The sequence below is a fragment of the Novosphingobium sp. LASN5T genome (assembly GCF_003856955.1).
Lineage (GTDB): Bacteria > Pseudomonadota > Alphaproteobacteria > Sphingomonadales > Sphingomonadaceae > Novosphingobium.
The window spans coordinates 14,808-30,885 of the sequence record NZ_RQSI01000022.1; the positions used below are offsets into that span (position 1 = coordinate 14,808).

At 66.7% G+C, this 16,078-nt stretch carries 18 protein-coding genes and 1 tRNA gene; 5 read left to right on the plus strand and 14 right to left on the minus strand.

Going from position 1 to position 16,078, the window contains the following annotated elements:
* Positions 1-92: 92 nt before the first annotated feature.
* The 4 genes from EH199_RS14825 to EH199_RS14840 form a co-directional block, all read right to left on the minus strand.
* On the minus strand, positions 93-770 hold the full coding sequence (locus EH199_RS14825) for a PilZ domain-containing protein (protein WP_223806700.1): 678 nt from the start codon (positions 768-770) through the stop codon (positions 93-95).
* 168 nt (positions 771-938) lie between these two features.
* Positions 939-1,023: transfer RNA gene (locus EH199_RS14830), tRNA-Leu, on the minus strand.
* Positions 1,024-1,168: 145 nt separating this feature from the next.
* Positions 1,169-1,450, minus strand: coding sequence for an integration host factor subunit beta (locus tag EH199_RS14835; RefSeq protein WP_124810079.1), 282 nt, complete (start codon positions 1,448-1,450; stop codon positions 1,169-1,171).
* Between the two features lie 158 nt (positions 1,451-1,608).
* Complete coding sequence (locus EH199_RS14840; protein WP_124810080.1) at positions 1,609-1,968, minus strand: GntR family transcriptional regulator; 360 nt, start codon at positions 1,966-1,968, stop codon at positions 1,609-1,611.
* Positions 1,969-2,241: 273 nt separating this feature from the next.
* Between EH199_RS14840 and EH199_RS14845 the strand changes: the two genes are divergently transcribed.
* From EH199_RS14845 to EH199_RS14860, 4 genes are read left to right on the plus strand one after another with little or no spacing between them, the layout of a single operon-like run.
* Entirely contained in the window at positions 2,242-4,038 is a 1,797-nt protein-coding gene (locus tag EH199_RS14845; RefSeq protein ID WP_124810081.1) for a peptide MFS transporter, read from the plus strand.
* Between the two features lie 42 nt (positions 4,039-4,080).
* Positions 4,081-5,475: an amidohydrolase gene (locus EH199_RS14850; RefSeq protein ID WP_223806701.1), complete on the plus strand. Its 1,395-nt coding sequence runs from the start codon at positions 4,081-4,083 to the stop codon at positions 5,473-5,475.
* Positions 5,472-6,851, plus strand: a complete 1,380-nt coding sequence (locus EH199_RS14855) for an amidohydrolase family protein (RefSeq protein ID WP_124810083.1) — start codon at positions 5,472-5,474, stop codon at positions 6,849-6,851. The genes EH199_RS14850 and EH199_RS14855 overlap by 4 nt, the downstream gene beginning before the upstream one ends.
* A gap of 37 nt (positions 6,852-6,888) precedes the next feature.
* Positions 6,889-7,566, plus strand: a complete 678-nt coding sequence (locus tag EH199_RS14860; RefSeq protein ID WP_124810084.1) for an NnrU family protein — start codon at positions 6,889-6,891, stop codon at positions 7,564-7,566.
* Positions 7,567-7,602: 36 nt separating this feature from the next.
* On the opposite strand, the gene EH199_RS14865 is transcribed toward EH199_RS14860, so the two are convergent.
* From EH199_RS14865 to EH199_RS14910, 10 genes are read right to left on the minus strand one after another with little or no spacing between them, the layout of a single operon-like run.
* Positions 7,603-7,965 (minus strand): iron-sulfur cluster assembly accessory protein, encoded by a 363-nt coding sequence (locus EH199_RS14865; protein ID WP_124810085.1) that lies wholly within the window; start codon positions 7,963-7,965, stop codon positions 7,603-7,605.
* Positions 7,962-8,474 (minus strand): GNAT family N-acetyltransferase, encoded by a 513-nt coding sequence (locus tag EH199_RS14870; RefSeq protein WP_124810086.1) that lies wholly within the window; start codon positions 8,472-8,474, stop codon positions 7,962-7,964. Before EH199_RS14870 ends, EH199_RS14865 begins: the two co-directional genes overlap by 4 nt.
* Positions 8,474-8,965, minus strand: coding sequence for an SUF system Fe-S cluster assembly protein (locus EH199_RS14875; protein WP_124810087.1), 492 nt, complete (start codon positions 8,963-8,965; stop codon positions 8,474-8,476). Before EH199_RS14875 ends, EH199_RS14870 begins: the two co-directional genes overlap by 1 nt.
* Positions 8,962-10,158, minus strand: coding sequence for a cysteine desulfurase (locus tag EH199_RS14880; RefSeq protein WP_124810129.1), 1,197 nt, complete (start codon positions 10,156-10,158; stop codon positions 8,962-8,964). The genes EH199_RS14875 and EH199_RS14880 overlap by 4 nt, the downstream gene beginning before the upstream one ends.
* A 47-nt stretch (positions 10,159-10,205) precedes the next feature.
* On the minus strand, positions 10,206-10,946 hold the full coding sequence (locus EH199_RS14885; protein ID WP_190287283.1) for a SufD family Fe-S cluster assembly protein: 741 nt from the start codon (positions 10,944-10,946) through the stop codon (positions 10,206-10,208).
* Entirely contained in the window at positions 10,943-11,686 is a 744-nt protein-coding gene (sufC, locus tag EH199_RS14890; RefSeq protein ID WP_124810088.1) for a Fe-S cluster assembly ATPase SufC, read from the minus strand. Before sufC ends, EH199_RS14885 begins: the two co-directional genes overlap by 4 nt.
* Before the next feature lie 2 nt (positions 11,687-11,688).
* Entirely contained in the window at positions 11,689-12,204 is a 516-nt protein-coding gene (locus tag EH199_RS14895) for a DUF559 domain-containing protein (RefSeq protein ID WP_124810089.1), read from the minus strand.
* Complete coding sequence (locus EH199_RS14900; protein ID WP_124810090.1) at positions 12,201-12,701, minus strand: endonuclease domain-containing protein; 501 nt, start codon at positions 12,699-12,701, stop codon at positions 12,201-12,203. The genes EH199_RS14895 and EH199_RS14900 overlap by 4 nt, the downstream gene beginning before the upstream one ends.
* Complete coding sequence (sufB, locus tag EH199_RS14905) at positions 12,698-14,194, minus strand: Fe-S cluster assembly protein SufB (RefSeq protein WP_124810091.1); 1,497 nt, start codon at positions 14,192-14,194, stop codon at positions 12,698-12,700. The genes EH199_RS14900 and sufB overlap by 4 nt, the downstream gene beginning before the upstream one ends.
* Positions 14,191-14,622, minus strand: coding sequence for an SUF system Fe-S cluster assembly regulator (locus EH199_RS14910; protein ID WP_124810092.1), 432 nt, complete (start codon positions 14,620-14,622; stop codon positions 14,191-14,193). Before EH199_RS14910 ends, sufB begins: the two co-directional genes overlap by 4 nt.
* Positions 14,623-15,041: 419 nt before the next feature.
* Between EH199_RS14910 and EH199_RS14915 the strand changes: the two genes are divergently transcribed.
* On the plus strand, positions 15,042-16,076 hold the full coding sequence (locus EH199_RS14915; RefSeq protein ID WP_124810093.1) for a quinone-dependent dihydroorotate dehydrogenase: 1,035 nt from the start codon (positions 15,042-15,044) through the stop codon (positions 16,074-16,076).
* The last annotated feature ends 2 nt before the right edge of the window (positions 16,077-16,078 follow it).

Consider the following 16,078-nt stretch of genomic DNA (forward strand, 5'->3'; position numbering starts at 1 on the left):
CACGCGGTTTCTCTGCCACAGGAAATGAAGGAAATTGGCTAAGGGGTGGTTAACGACCCCTCCGAAACGGGAGGGTTCACCGCGCGAATTTCTCAGCCCGCGCGGCTGGCCGAATCGCCGCTGTCCGGCGCCTGCTGCGCGTCCGGGGCCGGCTGCAGCGTGGCGGAAATGCGCGCCAGTTCATCGAGCTTGAAGGTCTGCTCGAACAGCAGGCCGTAATGCGGGTGATTGCGCCAGCGGACCTTGGCGTAGATCGGCGGCAGCGCGCTTGTTTCGATCCGCACCAGCTCGTTGATGAGCAGCCACTTCTCGCTTTCGATGCGCGCGCCCTGCTGCGAGATGTTGTCGAACGAAACCGGGACTGTTTCCCCGCCCGAATAGAGCAGACCCTCAAGCGCGATGCGCAGCCGCACCTGCCGCTTGGCGTGGTTGCCCTGGTTCTCGTGGAGCAGCCGCTCGACGTCGATGGTTTCCACAAAGCGCACGCCAACGTGGTCGTCGGCGGCCCATACCACTTCGATCGGATAGCGTTCGCCACTGCCCAGTTCGACCATCAGCGATTTGTGCTCGGGCAGCGGCGTGAACAGGCGAACCTTGAGGCCGGTGGCCGAAGCGTCGCGGATGATGCACAGGAATTCGCGGCCATCGGCGATCAGCTTGGCGGCACGGATCAGCAGCGTGAAGCGGGGGGCGGCGCGCAGTTCGGCGCCGACAGGCAGGGTCTGCATGTCCTGACGCGGAGGCGTCGGCAGATCGTGTTCCTGGGCCAAGCCCTGTCCCCTTGTACGCTATCTGTTGGTATTCGCGCCGGGCGCACAGGCGCCCTGACCGACGAGTTCAATAGCGTGCAAAGTCTTTCCGGGCGGTTACCATGACGCCGTTCGATCCCAGATTATTTCATCAGCACAATTACCTAGGCGGATGAAATATCTCGGAAATGGTGCGGACAGCGGGACTCGAACCCGCACGGGCTATGCCCAAGGGATTTTAAGTCCCCTGCGTCTACCATTCCGCCACGTCCGCCGAATGGGTGATGGAGCGATTGGCACAACGGCACCACCGCCGCAATGCAGTCCGCCGATTATGTTCGGGAGGAGCGGGTTTGCTGGAAGCCGGTCCGGCGCCGCTGGATCGCGCGCCGGACCATGCTTCATCCGGTCCGGCCGGGTCAGTCCGCGTTAAGGCGCTGGCGCATTTCCTTGCCGGGCTTGAAATAGGGCACGCGCTTGTCCGGCACGTCCACCGCTTCGCCGGTGCGCGGATTGCGGCCCTTGCGGGCTTCGCGTTCCCGCGTGGAAAAGGCGCCGAAACCGCGCAGTTCCACCCGGCCGCCTTCGGCAAGGCGCTTGGCGATCTCGTCGAAGAACACATCGACGACCCGCTCGATTTCCTCGGCACGCAGACCGGGGCTTTCCCGCCCCAGTTCCTGCAGCAATTCAGACCTGATCATACCTACCCTCCGCCGATGCCTGACGGCATCCCCAAGAAGAAAGCGAAACCGCTTTCCCGCGTCATATCGACCCCCATCGATGACGTGGTCGGGGATTTTGCCAGACAGCGCGTTGCTGCACAATCTATCGATTGTGAGGGAACCGTTGCGAAATGGTGCTATTTGACCGATTCAGGGGCGTTTTCATGCAATAAAGCGTCCGCATCCAGCCCCAACCGCCGGATTCGGCTGGCGATGTGGGGCCATTCGTCGCTCAGGAAGGCCTGCCGTTCGCTTTCGAGCAGGATTCGCGCCGCGCCCGGAGCGACGAACATGCCGATCCCGCGCTGCACATGAACGAGCCCTTCGTCCTGGAACTGCTGGTAGGCCTTGGCCACTGTCAGCGGGTTGGCGCCCTGCTCGGCGGCAAACGCGCGGACGGACGGCAGCATGGCCCCATCCGGGTAGCGGCCTTCGATAATGGCGGCGGCGATCTGGTCGCGCAACTTGAGGTAGACGGGGCGGCTGGCCATGCTCATGGTGATCTAGTGGCATAATACAGCTTGGCACGCAAACGGTATGCGGCGGGCGTTCTGTGCACTTTTCCAGCGCAATATTATGTCGCGCATCACCGGTTCGCGCGCGGCGTGTGCGGAGGCGGCCGGTTGCGCGCCGCATGATCGTGTCGAACTGGTTTCGCGTGCGATTAGTTTCTTCTCTTGCCGGCATTTGACGCTAGTTTGCGCGCCATGGACGACGCCGGCGCCGCGCCGCGGCCGGCGTCCCGACGGTTTGTGGAGAGCATTGCCCCGATGACAGTTTCACACGATGCGGCGCCGCCCGTTTCCGGTACGGCGGATGCCAGCTGGTTCGGCCATCCCCGCCAGCTCGCCCGCCTGTTCACGACCGAGGCGATGGAGCGGTTCGGCTACTACGGCATGCGCGCGCTGCTGACGCTCTATCTCGCGCAGCATTTCCTGTTCAGTGATACCACGACGACCGGCATCTATGGCGGCTTCACCGCGCTGGTCTATCTCACCCCGTTGATCGGCGGCTTGATGGCCGACCGCTTTCTCGGCTCCAAGCGCTCGGTCAAGTTCGGCGCGATCCTGATGAGCCTGGGTTATGTCGTGCTGTGCCTCTCCAGCAGCGGCGGCGCGGCGAAGCCCTTCGCACTGATCGATGGGCAGCGCTATGAAGTAGCGGTTTCCGGGACCGGCGATGCCCGCAAGCAGTATGTCAGCGATCAGGGCGCGGCGCTGCAGATCAAGGGCAACGAAGACAAGTCGATCTCGCTGTTGCGCGCCGACGGCAGCGAGGCACGCCGCATCGCTCCCGGCAAGTTCGAACCGGGCGGCGAACGCTCCGCGCTCTTCACCTTCTTCCTGATCCTCGGTCTAGCGCTTGTCACGGTCGGCAATGGCTTCTTCAAGCCCAATATCGCCACCATCGTGGGGGAACTCTATGCGCAGGGCGACCTGCGGCGAGATGCCGGCTTCACCATCTTCTACATGGGCATCAACCTCGGCTCGCTGTTCTCGCAGATCCTGTGCCCGCTGCTGGCCGTCGGCATGGGCTCATGGGGTGGGCTGGGCTGGTGGGCGGGCTTTGCGCTTGCCGCGGCCGGCATGGGAGTAGCGTGGCTGCTGTTCCAGTTCGATGGCGGCAAGCTCGATGGCTTCGGCGAACGGCCGGCGGACGCCGACCCGTCGCGCGATGCCCTGGTCTATATCGGCGCGCTGGCGGCGGTGCCGCTGGCATATCTGCTGTTCGCCAATCTCATGGCCTATGTGAAGCCGCCCGAAAGCGCCGGCCTGCTGGGCTATATCGCCAGCCTGCCGATCATGGGCAAAATCATGTTCGGCACGTTCCTCGTCGCCGTGCCCGGCATCCTGTTCTGGTCGTGGCGCAACGGCGATGCGCGCGAGTTCCAGATGATGGTTGCGGCCATGGTGCTCATCACTTTCAACACGGTGTTCTGGACGCTGTTCGAGCAGGCGGGCTCCTCGCTCACGTTGTTTGCCGATCGCAACACTGACATGAGCGTATTCGGCCTGTTTTCGATCACCGCCGGGCAGACGCAGTTCTTCAATGCCTTCTTCATCGTGGCGCTCGCGCCGCTGTTCTCGATGATGTGGGGAGCCCTTTCCCGGCGCGGACTGGAACCGGGCATCCCGGTCAAGTTCGGCATAGCGCTGATCGGCGTGGGCCTGGGTTTTCTGTTCCTGGTCTGGGGCGCGCAGTTTGCCGATGGCAACTTCAAGGTCGGGCTGTGGTGGCTCGCCGGGCTCTACCTGATCCATTCGATGGCGGAACTGTGCATTTCGCCAGTGGGCCTATCGATGGTCACCAAGCTTTCGATCGCGCGTATCGTGGGCATGATGATGGGAACCTGGTATCTTTCCATCGCGGTCGCGCAGTATGTTGCGGGTGTTGTCGCGCAGTTCGCCAGTGTCGAGACGGTGGGCGGCGAGGTGACCAATCTCAAGGTCAGCCTTGAGACCTATGTCGGTGTGTTCCAGACCATCGGCGAAGTTTCGGCTGTCATCGGCGTGGTCCTGCTGCTGCTGGCCGTGCCGCTCAAGCGACTGATGCACGGGGTGCAATAAGGGACAGTGGGGAAAACGGTGGGGAAACGCATGATGCGGCGAATGGGAAGAACGGCGGGGCACGCCCTGGCAGGCCTGGCGCTGGCGCTGGCGTTGCCCTTGGCCACGAGCGCCGGGCTGGCGAAATCGAAGGACGAGAAGACCGCGCCCGCCTGGAATGAAAATCCCTACCCCTCCACCTATCGCGCCTATCCGGGCGAGCCGGTCGCCATCGTCGGCGCGACGGTGTTCGACGGTGCCGGCGGGCGGATCGACAACGGCACCGTGCTGGTCGCCGACGGCAAGGTCCAGGCGGTCGGCGATGCCGCGCTGGCGGTGCCGGCCACCTATCGCCGGATCGATGGTACGGGCAAGTTCGTGACGCCGGGCGTAATCGACATTCACAGCCACCTGGGCGTCTATCCCAGCCCCGGGGTCGATGCCCACCAGGACGGCAACGAGATGACCAGCCCGACCACGCCGCAGGTCTGGGCCGAACACAGCGTCTGGCCGCAGGACCCCGGCTTTTCGCGCGCGCTGGCCAACGGCGGCGTCACCACGCTGCAGATCCTGCCGGGATCGGCCAACCTGATCGGCGGGCGTTCGGTCGTGCTCAAGAACGTGCCCTCGCGCACGGTGCAGGGCATGAAGTTTCCCGATGCTCCCTATGGCATGAAGATGGCCTGCGGCGAGAACCCCAAGCGGGTCTATGGCGCGAAAGGGCAAATGCCCTCGACGCGCATGGGCAACTTCGCGGTCGATCGGCAGACGTGGATCAAGGCCGCCGAATACAAGCGCAAGCGCGATGCCGGCAAGCTGGAGGAGCGCGATCTCGGCATGGAGACGCTGGCCGACGTGCTGGCCGGCAAGATCCTGGTGCAGAACCATTGCTACCGCGCGGACGAGATGGCCTTCGTGATCGATATGGCCCGGGAGTTCGGCTACAAGGTCAGCGCGTTCCACCACGCGGTGGAAGCTTACAAGATCGGCGATCTGCTGAAGCAGAACGATATCTGCGCGGCGGTCTGGGCGGACTGGTGGGGCTTCAAGATGGAAGCGTTCGACGGCATTCCCGAAAACGCCGCGCTGCTGCAGGATGCCGGCGTCTGCGTGATCATCCATTCGGACGACGATTACGGCATCCAGCGGCTGAATCAGGAAGCGGCCAAGGCGCAGGGCGATGGCCGGCGGATCGGCATCGCAATTCCCGACGAACAGGTGGTCCGCTGGTTCACGCTGAACCCCGCCAAGGCGCTGGGCATCGACGCGAAGACCGGTAGCCTGGCCTCCGGCAAGATGGGTGACGTGGTGCTGTGGAACGGCAATCCGCTGTCGGTCTATGCACGGCCGGAAAAGGTCTGGGTGGATGGGGCGCTGCTGTACGACGCGCTCGATCCCAAGCGCCGGCCGGTGTCCGATTTCGAACTGGGCCTGCCCGGCGAGGGAGACGTGAAATGATCGCGCGCAGGATCAGGCGCGGCGCGGTGGCGCTGCTGGCCGCGACAGTGGCCATGCCGGCATTGGCCCAGACGCAGGCCCGGATGCAGACATCGGCGGATTGGGCGATCGTCAACGCCCGGGTCGCGGTGGGCGACGGAAGCGCGCCGATCGAGAACGGCGTGGTCGTGGCCCGCGGCGGCAAGATCGTGGCGGCGGGCGCCGGCGTGGCGGTGCCCGCGGGCGTGCGGGTGATCGACGCCGGCGGCAAGTGGGTCACGCCGGGGCTGGTGATCGCGGTGACCGATCTGGGGCTGGTCGACGTCGGCGCGGTTTCGGAAAGCAACGACGACGATGCCGACAAGGCGGTGTTCAACGCCGCGCTCGATGTCTCGGTAGCGATCGACCCCGATGCACCGCCGGTGGCGGTATCGCGCACGGGCGGGGTGACGCGCGCGGCGGTGGCGCCGGTGGCCGGCAACGCGATCTTCGCGGGCCAGGGCGCGGTGATCGATCTGGCCGCGACCGCCGATCCGGTGACGCGCGCGCGGGCGTTCCAGTATGTCGAACTGGGCGAACGCGGGGCCAGCCTGGCCGGCGGCAGCCGCGTGGCGGCGCAGGCGCTGCTGCGCAACGCGCTGCGCGAGGCGCGCGAGCTGGACCGGCGCGCCGGGCTGTCCGCCCCCGGCGTGGCGGGCGGCGATCCACGCATGGTTTCGTCCGTGCAGGGGCAGGCGACCGACACGCTGCTGACGCGCTTCGATGCGGCGGCGCTGGTGCCCGTCGTCACCGGGCGGCAGCCGCTTTACGTGCATGTCGATCGCGCCGCCGACATGCGCGCCACGCTGGCGCTGAAGCGGGAATTTCCGGCGCTGCGCCTGGTCGTGGTCGGCGCGTCCGAAGGCTGGCGCGTGGCGGGCGAACTGGCCGCCGCGCAGGTGCCGGTGATCGCCACCGCGCTGACCGACCTGCCCGGCCGGTTCGAGACGCTGGCCGCCACCCAATCGAACATCGGGCGGATGAAGAAGGCGGGGGTGAAGGTCGCCATCGGCAATTTCTACGATGGCGAGCAGCCGCGCTATGCGCCGCAATATGCCGGCAACCTCGTGGGCGTGGCGCGCGTGCCGGGCGCCACCGGGCTGACCTGGGGCGAGGCGCTGGCGGCGATCACCTCGGTCCCGGCCGAGATCATCGGGGAAGGCGATCACTTCGGCAGCCTGAAGCCCGGCCGGGCGGCGGACGTGGTGGTGTGGGATGGCGATCCGCTGGAGGTTACGTCCGGCGTGGTCGCGGTTTACGTGGACGGTGTGGCCCAATCGCTGGTCAATCACCAGACGCGGCTGCGCGACCGCTATCGGCACCCGCAGGAAGGGAGCTTGCCCAAGGCCTATCAATAGACGCGGCGGACCGCGCCGCGCGGGAGGGAGAACGAACATGGATGCTTCGGTCGTGATGCTCGTGGCGGCGTCGACAGCGTTTGTCGGCACCCATTTCCTCCTGTCGCACCCCTTGCGCGCGCCGCTGGTCGGGGCGCTGGGGGAACGGGACTTTGCCGGGGTCTATTCGCTGGTCGCTTTCGCCACGCTGGGCTGGGTGATCGTGGCCTTTCGCGCCGCGACGCCGGGGCCGCTGCTGTGGAACGGATGGGCCGACGCGCCGTGGCTGGTGGCCAGCGTGCTGACCGTGCTGGCGATGGCGCTGCTGCTGGCCTCGCTCATCGGCAACCCGGCCATGCCCGAGGCGTCGATGGCAGGCTTGGCGACCCGCGAGGCGCGCGGCGTGTTCCGCGTAACGCGCCATCCGATGATGATGGGCTTTGCCCTGTGGGCCGTGGCCCACGTGATCGTGGCGCCCAGCGCGCGGGTTATCGTGCTGGCGGGGGCGATCGCGGTGCTGGCGCTGGTCGGCGCGCATATGCAGGATCGCAAGAAGCTGGCGCTGCACGCCGATGCCTGGCGCGCCTGGTGCGGCCGCACCGCGTACTGGCCGCATGTGGGGCGGCTGGCCGATCTGGGCTGGTTCTGGCTGGCAGGCCTTGCCGCGTGGATCGGGGTGACCTGGCTGCACCTGTGGCTGTCGGGCATTCCCGCCGGCCTGTGGCGCTGGTGGTAATGACCGGAACCGGCAGCACCGGCTCCGCGAAAAGGATCAGATCGTGAAGCTCTCGCCGCAGCCGCACGTGCCCTTGGCATTGGGGTTCTGGAACACGAACCCGGCCTGGAAATCGTCTTCCACCCAGTCCATCGTGCTGCCGACGAGGTAGAGCACCGACGCGCCATCGATGAAGAAGGTGCCGCCGGGCGTTTCGATCCGTTCGTCGAAGCCGCTGGCCTCGTTCACGTAGTCCACCGAATAGGCAAGGCCGGAGCAGCCCCGGCGCGGGGTGGAAAGCTTCACCCCGATCGCGCCTTCGGGCGCCGCCTGCATCAGCGTGGCGATCCGCGCTTCGGCCGACGGCGTCAGCAGGACGGCGGCGGGCCGGGGGCGGCGGGTGGTGGTGGTTGTCGTCATGTCAGCCTCTTCTGCCAGAACAGGGCGTGTCCGGCCTGGGGATCGAGCGTGTAGTCACCATAGCCAAGCGCGGCATAGACCGCCTTGGCGCGTTCGTTGCCGCTCAGCACTTCGAGCGTGACCTTGCACGCACCGATCGCGCGCGCCTCGTCCTCGATGGCGGCGAACATGGCGCGGGCGATGCCGTGGCCGCGATGGCCGGGCAGCACGACCATGTCGTGAATGTTGACCAGCGGGCGCGCCGCGAAGGTGGAATAGCCGGTGAAGCAGTTGCTGAGACCCACGGGCTGGCCATCGATCCGCGCGATCAGCGAAAAGGCGCCGGGATGGCCGGCGAGGCCATCGACCAGCCGCGCCTTAACGTCGTCGGCCAGCGGCGCGCCGCCACCCATCGGATCGCGCGCATAGGCATCGAGCAGCGTGACCACGGCATCGGCGTCGGCCGCGTGGCCATAGTCGGCGCGCGTCACCGTCAGGCCGTCTGCAAGCGTGGTCACCGCCGTGGCCATCACAGCATGCCCAGTTCGAGCTTGGCTTCGTCGCTCATCTTCTGCGGGTCCCACGGCGGGTCCCAGACGAGGTTCACCTCGGCCTCGCGCACGCCCGGCACCGCGCCCACGCGCAGTTCCACTTCGCCCGGCATCGATTCGGCGACCGGGCAATGCGGCGTGGTCAGCGTCATCGTCACGGTGGCATGGCCATCGGCGGTCACGTCCACGCCGTAGATCAGCCCCAAGTCATAGATGTTGACCGGGATTTCGGGGTCGAAGATTTCGCGCAGCGAGTCGATCACCGCTTCGTAGGTTTCGCCGCCCGGCTCGCCCGCGCTCACCCCCTGCGGCTTTTCCGCCAGGAAGCCTTCGAGATAGTCGCGCTTGCGCTCCAGCTTCTCGGCCGGCGTTTCAGGCGGTTCGGGAATGTCTTCCACGCGGGCGCGGCGCGGCGCGGCCACGTCTTCGACTTCTTCCACGGTGAACCTGGGTTCCTCACCGTTCGTCATCCGAAAATCCTCATCGTCCGTTCGATGCCGCGCACCAGCGCGGCGATATCGCTGTCATCGCTGTAGATGCCGAAGCTGGCGCGGGCCGTGGCGGGAACGCCAAGATGGTCCATCAGCGGCTGCGCGCAATGGTGCCCGGCGCGGATCGCCACGCCTTCCTCGTCGAGGATCGTGCCAAGGTCGTGCGGGTGCACGCCTTCCAGCGCGAAGCTGACGATGCCGGCGCTGTCCTCGGGGCCGAACAGGCGGACCGAATTGAGCCGCGAGAGTTCGCCACGCGCCCGCGCCACCAGCGCGGCTTCGTGGGCGTGGATCGCGTCCAGCCCGATGCCTTGCACGAAATCCACCGCCGCGCCGAAGCCGATCGCCTCGACGATCGCGGGCGTGCCCGCCTCGAAGCGTTGCGGCGCGGGGGCATAGGTCGTTTTCGCGAAGGTCACCCGGTCGATCATCGAGCCACCGCCCTGCCAGGGCGGCATGGCATCGAGGATGTCGGCCCTGGCCCACAGCGCGCCGATGCCCGTCGGCCCATAGAGCTTGTGCGCCGAGCAGACATAGAAATCGCAGCCGAGCGCCTTCACGTCCACGGCAAGGCGGGCGACGGCCTGGCAGCCATCGAGCAGGATCTTGGCGCCGACGGCATGGGCCAGCTTCACCGCCTGTTCCACGGGAAGCATCGAACCGAGCACGTTGGACACATGCGCGAACGCCACGAGCTTGTGCGCGGGGGTGAGGATGCGTTCGGCCGCTTCCAGATCGATGCGCCCGTCCGGCGTCAGCGGGCAGACGTCGATTTCCACCCCAGTCCGTTCGCGCAGCAATTGCCAGGGCACGATGTTGGAATGGTGCTCCAGCACCGACAGCAGGATGCGATCCCCGGCCTTGAGATTGGCCTGCCCCCAGGTCTGCGCGACCAGGTTGATCGCCTCGGTTGCGCCCCGGGTGAACACGATCTCGCCCTCGTCCCCGCCCAGCAGGCCGGCGACCTTGCGCCGCGCGGCTTCGAACGCCAGCGTCATGTCGGCCGAACGGGTATAGACCCCGCGGTGGACGGTGGCGTAGTCCGCGCCGATCGCGCGCGTCACCGCGTCGATCACCTCTTGCGGCTTCTGCGCGGTGGCGGCGGTATCGAGATAGTGCCAGCGGCTGCCATCGGGATTGCGCAGGCCGGGCCAGATGTCCCCCTCCCGCATGCGGGAGGGGCCATGGGTGGGCTGATCCTGGGTGAGCGCTGCCGTCGTCACAGCAGCCCCTCCAGCGCCTTGAGCGCGGCTTGCGTCAGCGCGTCCTCGTCGGCCGCGCCGACGAAGGCTTCGGCGATGAACGCCTGCAGCATCAGCTTCTTCGCGTCCGCCGGGGGAAGCCCGCGCGATTGCAGGTAGAACAGGCCCTGCGCGTCAAGCTCGCCCACCGCGCAGCCGTGCGCGCATTTCACGTCGTCGGCGAAGATTTCGAGTTCCGGCCGCGCGTTGGCGGTCGCCGTCCGGTCGAGCAGCATGGCGCGGACCGATTGCTCGGCATCGGTGCCAATCGCGCCGCGCGCCACGGCGACACGGCCGAGATAGGTGCCGGTGGCATGGCCGCCCAGCACTGAACGCACGATCTGGCGGCTCTGCGCATCGGGTTCGGCGTGTGTCACTTCGGTCACCACTTCGAGCGTCTGCGCGCCGCCGCCCAACTGCGCCGCGCCCAGCGTGAAGTCCGCTCCCTTGCCCAGCGTGACCGTCACGCCGATGCGGCCATAGGCAGCGCCGGCGTTGAGCAGGCGCAGGTCGAACACCGCGCCGTCTTCCAGCGTGATCGCGATTTCATGGGCTTCGGGGCCGTTGCCGTCGGCGATGAGCGACAGGGCGGCGCTTTCCCCGGCGGGCACGCGGACGACTTGCACCGCCGCCGGCCACACCGTTTCCAGCGCGGCCAGATCGGCGTAGCGATAGCCCTCGTCCTTGCGGGTGGGCAGGGGCAGGGCGGCCGCGTTCACGCCGCCACCGCCTCGTAACCATGCTGTTCGAGTTCGAGCGCCAGTTCGGGGCCGCCCGACTTCACGATGCGGCCACCGGCCAGCACGTGCACGAAGTCCGGCTTCACGTAATCGAGCAGGCGCTGGTAATGCGTGATCAGCAGCACCGCCTTGTCCGGCTTGCGCATGATCGCGTTGATGCCTTCGCCGCAGATGCGCAGGGCGTCGATGTCGAGGCCCGAATCGGTTTCGTCCAGAATCGCCAGCCGGGGATCGAGAATCCCCATCTGCACCATCTCGGCGCGCTTCTTCTCGCCGCCCGAAAAGCCGACGTTCACCGGGCGCTTTAGCATATCCATGTCCATGCGCAGCAGGCCGGCCTTTTCCTTGGCGAGCTTCAGGAATTCCCCGCCCGAAAGCGGCGCTTCGCCCCGGCCCTTGCGCTGCGCGTTCAGCGCCTCGCGCAGGAACTGGACGTTGGACACGCCGGGAATCTCGACCGGATACTGGAAGCCCAGGAACAGCCCCGCCGCGGCGCGCTCGTGCGGCTCCATGGCCAGCAGGTCGGCGCCTTCGAACGCGACCGAGCCGCCGGTGACCTCGTAGCCGGGTCGTCCGCCCAGCGTATAGGCCAGCGTGGACTTGCCCGCACCGTTTGGCCCCATGATCGCGTGGATTTCGCCCGCGTTCACGGTCAGCGACAAGCCCTTGAGAATGGCCTTGCCGGCGATTTCGTTGGAAAGGTTATCGATCTGGAGCATGCTTATCTCTGGTATCCGCGCGCGGCGCCTTGCCGGTGACGGTTCTGGTTCGGGCGGGACGAGGCGCGCTGTTCGTGCCAGCGGGCCTTCATTTCGGCGAGCACGGCGCGGGCGGCCCCTTCGGGATCGGCCAGCACGTCGGCGGCGGGATAGCGGATCACCTTGATGCCCACTTCGCCCAGGCTGCGGTCGCGCCGGCGCTCGATCTCGGGCGGGTTCGTGCCTTCGTCGAGCGCGACCACCAGCTTGAGCGGCTGGCAGGCGAAATCGACGATGGCCGATCCGATCACCGCATAGCGCTTGAAGCGGTACCGCCCGAGGTCGGCCTTGGCCAGCTCCGCCGCCAGCGCGGCCTGCGCCGGGGTGGGCGACCGGCGCATCTCGCGCGCGGCGTCATGCAGCGTATCAAGCCGCGATTCGGCGATGTTCCAGCCACGCCCCTTTTTCTGGAGCTTGGGGGCTTCGGTATCGGCGCGCAGGCGCAGCGTTTTGCGCGGGGCGTCGTCGGTATCGCTCATCGCGAATGTTCCTTCGGGGCTTGAAGCCCCTCCCCTTCAGGGGAGGGGTTGGGGTGGGGTCTGTCCCAGCGGTCCGGCGCTGCCTCAAGCGCGCCAAGGATCGCCTGGCGAACCCCGTCAATGTTGCGCATCACGTCCGCGTTAGCGACATGCAGCACACCGAAACCCAGTTTGCGCAAGGCGGTATCGCGGCGGCGGTCCGTCTCGATATCGTGCGTTTCGCCATCGACCTCGATTGCGAGTGCCTTTTGCGGGCACAGGAAATCGGTGATGAAGGGACCGACCTGCGCCTGGCGGCGGAACTTGTAGCCGTCCAGTTGCGAGCGGGAGAGGACATGCCACAGGCGCTTTTCCGGCTCGGTCGGCTCGCGGCGCATTTCGGCGGCGAAACGCGCAATCTCTTCGACGCGCGTGGCGGAGAGACCCCACCCCCGGCCCCTCCCCTGAAGGGGAGGGAGGTTCTGGTGTTTCGCCTGATCGCGGAGAGTCCAGGTCAACCCACGCTCCCCTCAAGCGAAATCCCCAGCAGCTTCTGCGCTTCCACCGCGAATTCCATCGGCAGTTGCTGCAGCACCTCGCGCGCGAAGCCGTTGACGATCAGCGCCACGGCGCTTTCCTGGTCCAGCCCGCGCTGCATCGCGTAGAACAGCTGGTCGTCGCTGATCTTGCTGGTGGTCGCCTCGTGCTCGATCGTCGCGCCGGGGTTGCGCACCTCGATATAGGGCACGGTATGCGCGCCGCATTCACCGCCGAGCAGCAGCGAATCGCACTGGGTGAAGTTGCGCACGCCATCGGCCTGCGGGGCCACGCGCACCAGGCCGCGATAAGTGTTGTTCGACCGGCCGGCGGAAATGCCCTTCGACACGATGGTCGAGCGCGATCCCTTGCCGTTGTGGATCATCTTGGTGCCGGTATCGGCCTGCTGGTAATTGTTGGTGACGGCAACCGAGTAGAACTCGCCCACCGAATCCTCGCCGTTCAGCACGCAGGACGGGTACTTCCACGTGATCGCCGAGCCTGTTTCCACCTGCGTCCACGAAACCTTGGACCGAGCGCCCTGGCACAGCGCGCGCTTGGTCACGAAGTTGTAGATGCCGCCCTTGCCCTGGGCATCGCCGGGATACCAGTTTTGCACGGTCGAATACTTGATCTCGGCATCGTCGAGAGCGACCAGTTCGACCACCGCGGCGTGCAGCTGGTTCTCGTCGCGCTGGGGCGCGGTGCAGCCTTCGAGGTACGAGACGTAGGCGCCCTTGTCCGCCACGATCAGCGTGCGTTCGAACTGGCCGGTATTCTCCGCGTTGATGCGGAAATAGGTGGACAGCTCCATCGGGCAGCGCACGCCTTCGGGGATGTAGACGAAGGTGCCGTCGGAAAAGACCGCGCAGTTGAGCGCGGCGAAGTAGTTGTCGTGCATCGGCACGACCTTGCCCAGCCAGCGCTTGACCAGATCGGGGTATTCGCGGATCGCCTCGCTGATCGAGCGGAAGATCACGCCGGCCTCTTCCAGCTCCTTGCGGAATGTGGTGGCGACCGAAACGCTGTCGAACACCGCGTCGACCGCGATCTTGCGCGCACCTTCCACGCCGGCGAGCACTTTCTGCTCCTCCAGCGGAATGCCCAGCTTTTCATAGACGCGCAGGATTTCGGGATCGACCTCGTCCAGCGATTTCGGCCCATCCTTCTTCTTGGGCGCGGCGTAGTAATAGGCGTCCTGATAGTCGATCGGCGGCACGTTGAGCTTTGCCCAGTCCGGCGTCTCCATCGTCAGCCAGTGGCGATAGGCGCGCAGCCGCCATTCGAGCATCCATTCCGGCTCCTGCTTCTTGGCGGAGATGAAGCGGACGGTCTCTTCGGACAGGCCCTTGGGCGCGAATTCCTGCTCGATGTCGGACGTGAAGCCCCACTCGTAGGTTTCGAGCTTCTTCGCCGCGTCGCGCGCAGCCTGGTCCCTTTCTGGGGTGTCCTGTACCTGGGTTTCTTCGGTCATGCGGTAGCCTCCGCCGCGATCGGGCGGGCAAACTGGGTAAGGGGGACGGCCGACAGCGCGCCGCGCAGCGCCGCGTCGACGACGGGCCAGTGCGGGCGGACGGTACAATCCTTCTCGAGCGAGCAGGTGCAGTCCTGGCGGACCGGCGTGCTGCACGGGGCCAGCGCGATCGGGCCTTCCACCGCCTCGATGATATCGGCCAGCGTGATCGCGGCCGCGGGGCGGGCCAGCTTCAGCCCGCCGCGCGCGCCGCGCACCGACTTCAGCAGGCCGGCGGCCGAAAGCTTGCTGACCAGCTTCTGCACGGTAGGGGCGGGCAGGCCGGTTTCCTCGGCCAGTTGCTGCGCGCTGATCCGCGCCCCGCCGCAATGGCGTGCGGCGGCGGTCATCGTGACCACGGCATAGTCCGCCATGCTGGAAAGACGCATCGCCTGGGAGTCTCCGGGAACGCGGGCTGCAAATCAGACCGAATCGTTCCGGTTATCTAGGCGCGGCTCTCCACAAGCGCAAGGCGCGGAGGTGGCGGTTGCAAATCAGTGCGGTGCTTGTCCGGGAAGAGCGAAAAAAAGGCGGCCGAACCCCGAAGGGCATCGGCCGCCGTAAAGTCGAGAACCCGATACATCACTGCACCGAGCCCTTCGGGTCGCGCGGTTTGTCTATGGGATTGGCCGAGTCGGTAATTGTACGGATTCGACAAAAACGGTTGCGGCGGCGCAACAGGTTGAAAAAATGCCGTTAGTTATATGAAATATCGATGCACGATGGCAGCAATCGCACTTGGCTTGGGACACCGCAGACGCAATAGGACGGAACTTCTTCCCCGATCCGGATGCGGACTTCCCGTTTCATGCTCTATCGACTGCTGCGCCCCTTGCTGTTTCGCGTACCGGCTGAACAGGCCCACCGGCTTACCCTGATGGCGCTTGGCGCCGCGCCGCTGGCGCGGCGGCTGGCGCCCGAGCCCGCGCTGACGCAGCGCGTGGCGGGCATCGTCTTTCCCAACCCGGTGGGCATGGCGCCCGGCTTCGACAAGAACGCGCAAGTGCCCGACGCGGTGCTGCGCCTGGGTTTCGGCTTTACCGAGATCGGCACGGTAACGCCGCGTCCGCAGGCGGGGAACCCCGAGCCCCGGCTGTTCCGGCTGGTGGAGGACCGGGCGGTCATCAACCGCATGGGCTTCAACAACAACGGCGCGGATGCGGTGGCCGCGCGGTTGCGCGCCCGCCTGGGCAAGCCGGGGATCGTGGGCGTCAACATCGGCGCCAACAAGGATTCGGCCGACCGCATCGCCGACTATGCGGCGATGACACGGACGATGGCGCCGCTGGCGACCTATCTCACGGTCAACATCAGTTCGCCCAACACGCCGGGCCTGCGCGCCTTGCAGGACGAAGGCGCGCTGGCCGAATTGCTGGATGCGGTGATCGAGGCGCGCGGCGCGCTGGCAACGCCGGTGTTCCTGAAGCTTGCCCCCGATCTCCAGCGGGCCGATGTCGACGCGATCTGCCGCATTGCGCTGGACAGGCGGCTCGATGCGCTGATCGTGTCGAACACCACGATCGAGCGGCCCGCTTCGCTGCGATCGGTCCATGCCGGAGAAACGGGCGGGCTTTCGGGCGAGCCGCTGCGGCAGATGGCGCTGGAACGCCTGCGCGAATTCCGCAAGGCGAGCGGCGGCGCCATTCCGCTGATCGGCGTGGGCGGCATCGCCAGCGCCGACGATGCGTGGCAGCGCATCCGTGCGGGCGCCAGCCTGGTCCAGATCTACAGCGCGATGGTCTACGAAGGACCGGGCCTTGCGCGCGCGATCGTGACGGGCCTGGCGAAGCGTGTACGGCAAGAAGGCATGACGAGCATTGCGGAGGCCGTCGGGACCGAATAGCC